The organism is Saccharomonospora iraqiensis subsp. iraqiensis (assembly GCF_000430445.1).
GTDB lineage: Bacteria > Actinomycetota > Actinomycetes > Mycobacteriales > Pseudonocardiaceae > Saccharomonospora > Saccharomonospora iraqiensis.
Window position 1 is genome coordinate 1 of the sequence record NZ_AICW01000672.1, and the last position, 5,709, is coordinate 5,709.

11 protein-coding genes are annotated in these 5,709 nt (G+C 70.3%); 2 read left to right on the plus strand and 9 right to left on the minus strand.

Translation table 11 applies throughout. The features are described from left to right. The 9 genes from ACTIR_RS20940 to ACTIR_RS0100430 all read right to left on the minus strand — a co-directional run. On the minus strand, window positions 1-567 hold a 567-nt coding region (locus tag ACTIR_RS20940; RefSeq protein ID WP_052583659.1), incomplete at its 3' end, for a DUF2637 domain-containing protein. 32 nt (window positions 568-599) lie between these two features. Then, the gene (locus tag ACTIR_RS0100395) at window positions 600-818 is read right to left on the minus strand and encodes a hypothetical protein (RefSeq protein WP_026452804.1); all 219 of its coding nucleotides are present in this window, start codon (window positions 816-818) and stop codon (window positions 600-602) included. A 37-nt stretch (window positions 819-855) separates the two neighbouring features. Beyond that, window positions 856-1,101, minus strand: a complete 246-nt coding sequence (locus tag ACTIR_RS0100400; protein WP_026452805.1) for a hypothetical protein — start codon at window positions 1,099-1,101, stop codon at window positions 856-858. After that, window positions 1,101-2,468 (minus strand): FtsK/SpoIIIE domain-containing protein, encoded by a 1,368-nt coding sequence (locus ACTIR_RS0100405; RefSeq protein ID WP_026452806.1) that lies wholly within the window; start codon window positions 2,466-2,468, stop codon window positions 1,101-1,103. Before ACTIR_RS0100405 ends, ACTIR_RS0100400 begins: the two co-directional genes overlap by 1 nt. A 90-nt stretch (window positions 2,469-2,558) precedes the next feature. Next, on the minus strand, window positions 2,559-2,744 hold the full coding sequence (locus ACTIR_RS0100410) for a hypothetical protein (protein WP_026452807.1): 186 nt from the start codon (window positions 2,742-2,744) through the stop codon (window positions 2,559-2,561). 1 nt (window position 2,745) lies between these two features. Next, window positions 2,746-3,015 (minus strand): hypothetical protein, encoded by a 270-nt coding sequence (locus ACTIR_RS0100415; RefSeq protein ID WP_324607083.1) that lies wholly within the window; start codon window positions 3,013-3,015, stop codon window positions 2,746-2,748. A gap of 33 nt (window positions 3,016-3,048) precedes the next feature. Then, a complete protein-coding gene (locus ACTIR_RS26110; protein ID WP_161629603.1) occupies window positions 3,049-3,189 on the minus strand; it encodes a hypothetical protein in 141 nt (46 codons plus the stop codon). Between the two features lie 325 nt (window positions 3,190-3,514). Next, complete coding sequence (locus ACTIR_RS0100425) at window positions 3,515-3,901, minus strand: hypothetical protein (protein ID WP_026452809.1); 387 nt, start codon at window positions 3,899-3,901, stop codon at window positions 3,515-3,517. A 105-nt stretch (window positions 3,902-4,006) separates the two neighbouring features. Then, window positions 4,007-4,786 carry a GntR family transcriptional regulator gene (locus tag ACTIR_RS0100430; RefSeq protein WP_026452810.1) on the minus strand — a complete coding sequence of 260 codons (780 nt, stop codon included), beginning with the start codon at window positions 4,784-4,786 and terminating at the stop codon, window positions 4,007-4,009. A 73-nt stretch (window positions 4,787-4,859) separates the two neighbouring features. Here ACTIR_RS0100430 and ACTIR_RS0100435 point away from each other — a divergent pair, with 73 nt between their 5' ends. Further along, window positions 4,860-5,288 carry an NUDIX hydrolase gene (locus tag ACTIR_RS0100435; protein WP_026452811.1) on the plus strand — a complete coding sequence of 143 codons (429 nt, stop codon included), beginning with the start codon at window positions 4,860-4,862 and terminating at the stop codon, window positions 5,286-5,288. Between the two features lie 49 nt (window positions 5,289-5,337). Beyond that, complete coding sequence (locus ACTIR_RS25650) at window positions 5,338-5,568, plus strand: sigma-70 RNA polymerase sigma factor region 4 domain-containing protein (RefSeq protein WP_026452812.1); 231 nt, start codon at window positions 5,338-5,340, stop codon at window positions 5,566-5,568. The last annotated feature ends 141 nt before the right edge of the window (window positions 5,569-5,709 follow it).

Consider the following 5,709-nt stretch of genomic DNA (forward strand, 5'->3'; position numbering starts at 1 on the left):
CGGTGCCGCCGCACTCGCACCGTCGACGGCCGCGGGTTCGGTGGCGGCCGGGAGAGCCAGCTCGGTCACCGGCTCCGGTTCGGGCTCCCGAGCAACGCCCGCCGAGGGTGTTTCCACCGGGGCAGGCGCGGCCGCGGTGTCCGCCGCCCCGGCCGCGGGCAGGTGGGTACGCCGCATCAGCAGCTTGACCACGACGAGGAAGCGGAGGGCCGGCATCGCCGCCAACAGCCACCCGGCCGGCGTCGGCTCCGCCAAGGCCACCTGCGCGGCCATCTGGATCCCGAACGCGACCACCAGCACCACCACCGGGAAGGTCACCCGCCGGGGCGGCCGCAGTCCCGCGTCCTGCTGCTGCCGGTCGCGCTGGATCTCGAACCCGGCCACGACCGCCATGCCCTCGATGACGACCGCGTCCGCCCAGGCCAGCCACCCGGTCTGGCCGTGATGCACCGCCCAGTCATGGGTGTGCTTGAAGCCGGCCGCGGCCCCGATCCCGCCCAGCACCACCGTCACCACCACGCGGATCACGCCCACCGCCGACCACCGCCGACGATCCGTAGTGGACACAGCACCTCCCTCCTGTCCATCGGGCGCGGTACTCACCTCCGCCGCCCCTCGGGCCGACCGATCTCGCGCTCCTCGAACTCCCGCAGCGCGAACGAAGCCCCGCCGGCGACGAGGCCGAACAGGCACAGCACGGTCAGAAACAGCGGGGACAGGCCCTGCGCGAGGTAGAGCAGCACCAGCACCAGCAACGCGGGCAGGCCGTACTTGAGGACCAGTCCCGCCCGCCACACGCGAAATCCCAGACGCCACACGATGAATCCCTCCCAGTCGTTGTAACCCGCCCTCGGGTCAGTGATCAGCGGGGCGAGGCCAGATCTCGGCCTGCCGGACCTCGGACCAGACGTCCCGGATCTGATCGACGACGCCGGTGCACTCCTGGTACTCGTGCGTGTCCTCCAGCGCGTCCGGGTCGCCCCACAGGCCGAGGCGCTCCTCGACGTCCCGCAGCACGGCGTCCTTCCACTCGGCCGAGGTCTCGTAGGCCTGGGCCAGCAGCCGCAGCAGCTCCCCGCGCGCTTGCTCCCGTTGACTCATCAGCTCACCGCCCGCAGATGCGCACCGTCGGCCGAAGCGTCGGCGGAGGCGAACTCGACGAGCTCGGTCAGCTCGTCGTCGTCGACGTAGGCCGTGCGCAGCCGCACCGGCGTCCGGGTGCGCTGGCGGACCATGTAGCCGATCCCCGCGGTCTCCGGCACGTTCGGGATCTCGTCGGCCAGTGCGCCCCGCACCCGGGCACCGTCCCCGAGCACCATGTCGACATGCCCCCGGTCGGTGACCCGCAGGCACAGACGCACGGTGAACAGTTCCCGCACCGGCACGGTGTCCTTGGTCGGCTCCTGCACCAGGCCGAGCATGGAGTGCCCGGTCGCCCGACCCTGCGAGCCGACCAGCGCGAGGGACCGCTTGATCTCGGAGGCCACCGAGCGCTCCCCGTAGGCCAGCAGCGCGCCCAACTCGTCGAGCACCAGCAGGTTCAGCGGCGTCTCCGGCGAGGGCGTGATCCTGCGTCCGCCCCGCTCGGACACGGTCCGCTGGGTGGCCCGCATGTCCTCGACGAAGTCCTCGATCAGCTCCCGGCACTCCGCGGGATCGGTGGCGTAGCGGTGCGCGATCGGAGCCAACGCCGAGAACTCCAGCTGCTTCGGGTCGCAGATCCACACCCGCACCAGCCCGTCCCGGATCGCCGGAGCGACCCCGCGCAGCAGACCGGCCGGGACGCTGTTCTTGCCGGACCCGGTCGCGCCGGCCACGAACGTGTGCTGCCCGAGCAGGGACAGCCGCACGTCCTCGCCGTACTCGTCGTCACCAACGTAGACCCCGGTCAGGTCGACGGCGTCGGTGTCCCGCGGCATCGCCGGCGTGTCGATGACCTCGGTGAACGGCTCCCGCCGCTGCACCACCAGCGCGATCACCAGCGGCTTGACCCGCTCGACCGCGACCCGCTCAGCCTTGAGCGCCTCCGTCAGCTCCGGAAGCTTGGCCTCGAACTGGCGGGCATGCTGACCGGGCACGATCCGGACGTAGAGCGTCTCCACGTTCGCCGTCGCCGACCGCACCCGCAGCAGCCGCGGGAACAGCTCCTCGCCGGTCCGCCGGTGCGTCTCGTACAGGTCGCAGGCACGGACGATGCTGCGCCACCGTGCGCCGACGTAGCGCACCCAGCGCCGCCGCCAGGCCCGCAGCCACGGAGCGGCCCACCGGTCGAACGAGTCCGGATGCCCCCGGTACCAGGCACACAGCCCGAGCGCCGCACCACCGAGCACACCCCCGGTCGGGGTCCACCCCAGTTCCAGCCCGGAACCGGCCACCGCCCCCGGCGTGAGCACGCTGCCCGGATGCCGGGCCAGCCACACCGCGGCCTGGAACTCACGGCCCCGACGTCGTGTCGACGTCCGTCCCATTGCTTGCCTCCTCACACGAGAAAAGGCCGGCCCTCGCACCCCGCCGAGGAGGTGATCGAAGGCCGGCCCGATGCCGAATGGCTTGGTTGGTCAGTCCTTGATGGCCGAGCGCGAGTCCGACAGCGTCACCGTCAGCGTCGCCACCGCCCGGGCCAGCGCGTCGTGCGAGTCCTTGAAACCCTCCCGACGCACCGGAACCCCGCGCACCGCCGTCCGTAGCTGCCGCATCGCCGCGTCCACGTTGTCGAGCGCCCGGTCGAGCTGGATACCTGCCACGTCAGACCCTCCAATCCCGCGACACGAGGTCGGCCTCGTACTTCTTCGCCTTCGCCCGCAACCGGTCCAACTCGTCGACCGCCCGCCGGCGCAAGCCCTGCAACTCCTCCCGCGTGGCCATCGACCACGTCCCCTCGCCGACCCGGTCGTCGTCGACCCGGTCGATGAAGCGGTCGAGCTCTTCCAGCGCCTCCAGCACCATGTCCATCGCCGAGACGAACGAGCCGTACCGCTCCCGTGCCCGGCGATTCACCGCCTCGATCTGCACCACTCACACCCCTTTCTCCGTCGTTGTCGGACCCCGTCACGCCCCGGAACGAGCCAGCAGCGACCGCAGCCCGAGCCAGGCCGCGAACAGCACCACCAACGACCCCGCCACCGGCGAAGCCACCAGCAGAACCCCGACCAGAATCGCCACCGACACATTGACCAGAAATCGATCCATCACCATCCACCCGCCTTGTCCGTACCGACCCCGAACGGGTCGAACCAGCACACGCCGTCACCCATCGAAAGCACCCCCGTTCCCGCGACAGCATTCGCTGACGCCTTACCGTTGAAACGTTGTCCACCTGCCACACCTCGCGTGGTAGGACCCCAAAGCCCCCGGTCACACGCACACCGGGGACCAAGGCGCGCCACCACACGGCGCGAAAAAAGGCACAGACCGGCCCACTCTGGAATTCTCAAACACCGCAGTAGCGCCCTCGCCCGACTCGAACGGGCCACCCACCACCGGAAGGGGAAGGGCCGGAAGAACCGACGAAACGTCAGGCCGCCGACGGCGCCGACGAAATCGACGGACCGGCGGGCTTGAGCCCGTCGGCCTTGAACCACACACCCGATGCCGTGATCCGCCCGTCCTCGCCCCGCATCTCGTAGGTGTTCAGGATCGGGTTGATCAGCTCGACGTAGGAGCCCTCCTCGAAGCCCTCGCCCGGGTCGGCCACGAGGGTCACCTTGATCTCCTCGCCCTTACCCGTGCGCTGCCCCTGCACCGGCCGCGGCTTCGCGAACAGCATCACCACGAACTTCGCGACCCCGTACCGGTCGGTGGCCGGCTCCATCTCGCCGGCCTTGTTCTCCCGCATCTTCATGGTCGGCTCCTCCGTGACCATCAGCCGATAGCCGCTCAGGTTCACCGGGATGTCGTCCATCAGGCCCTCCGTAGTCCCGAACTCCTCTAGACGTCCTCAAGTTACATAGACGACTAGAGGAGTTGCAAGCGGACGGCAGACCTCTTTGCGAAAGGGAACGCGCGCCTACCGCGCCGGGAAGTCGTACTGGAGCACGTAGGCCGGGGCGACCTTCACGGTGTCGCAGACCTCCACCGGGACGCCCTCGGTGTCGTACGCCGTGCGCAGCACGGTGAGGACCGGGATGCCCGGGCCGATCTCGAGAGCGGAGCGCTCGTCACCCACCGGCATCCGGGCGGTGACCTCCTCAGAGAACGTGTCCAGCGTGTGGCCGGCCTCCTCCAGGCGCGCGTAGAGCCCACCGGGGCCGGTGTCCGGTTGCTCGATCTTCGTGCCGGCCGCGAACTCCGCCGGGATGTAGGACACCGCGGTTTCCACCGGGCGGCCGTTGGCGAGGTAGCGCCGGGAACGGATGACGACCTCCGCCCCGACGTCGAGCCGCAGCAGCTCGGCGACCCTGTCCGGAGCCGAGCCGTGCGAGACCTCGATCCGGTCCACGGTCGGTGTGTAGCCGACGGAGTCGGCTTCCGCGAGGAACGCCGCCTTGCCCTCGCTCCGATGCTTGCGCGCGAAGCGGTCCGAGGCCAGCCGACGGACCGGCGGCATCGGACGCACGAACACCCCACGCCCGTGCTCGGAGACCACCAGGCCCTCGCCCCGCAGTTCCTGCAGCGCCTGGCGCACGGTCATCCGGGCCACGCCGTAGTGCTCGACCAGCCGCGCCTCGGACGGCAGCTTGGCGCCCGGTTCGAGCTTCTCGGCCACGATGAGGTCGCGCAGGACGGAGGCGATCTGCTGGTAGGGCGGCCGGTCACTGTGCCGGTCGATCGTGCCGAGCTCCACCATCGCCTACTCCTCGCAACACCTCTAGACGTGGGCTAGTCTGGCACCAACCTACGACAGTCCTCCGGAGGGTCACATGAGCGGGAGCCCGACGCACTCGGTCAGCGTCGCCGGCGTCGTCGTCGACGCGCACGACCGGGTTCTCGCCATCCAGCGCCAGGACAACGGCCACTGGGAAGCCCCCGGCGGCATCCTCGAGCCCGACGAACCGTTCGAGCACGGCGTCCGCCGCGAGGTCGAGGAGGAGACCGGCCTGAACGTCGAGGTCGGCCCCCTCACCGGCGTCTACAAGAACGTCAGCCGCGGCATCGTCGCCCTGGTCTTCCGCTGCACGCCCACCCACGGCGAACCGCACCCCACCGCCGAGGCCCACGACGTCCGCTGGCTCACCCAGGACGAGGTCCGCGAACTCATGTCGCCGGCCTTTGCCGTCCGGGTCCTCGACGCCTTCGGCCCCGGCCCCGTCACCCGCACCCACGACGGCACCAACCTCATCGAGGTCTGACACCGGCGAACCAGCCCCCGCATCAGTCCGCGGCTTCTACACTCCCGCCATGGCCACCGACAGTGAGCTGGAGACACTGCGCACCGAGCCGGACCCGATCCGCCGAGGTCTGCGAGCCTCCGAACTCATCGAGCACTACCAACAGTGCGCCGCCGAGGCCGCCGAGCTCCGCAAACAGGCCATCGACGAAGCCCACGACCACGGGATGAGCTACACCGACATCGCCGACGCCCTCGGCCTCACCAAAGGCCGAATCTCGCAGATCCGCGCCAGCGACTAGCAACACCCGGTACTCCGGCGCTCCCGCACCAACAGCAACTAGCCACGGCGGGTGTGTTCAGACTTTCTTCTCTTGTTCAAGGCGGCGCCTGCGGCGCCGCGCCGGCCCGGTCTCCTCTGCCCGGCCGGCAAGCGCGGGCGT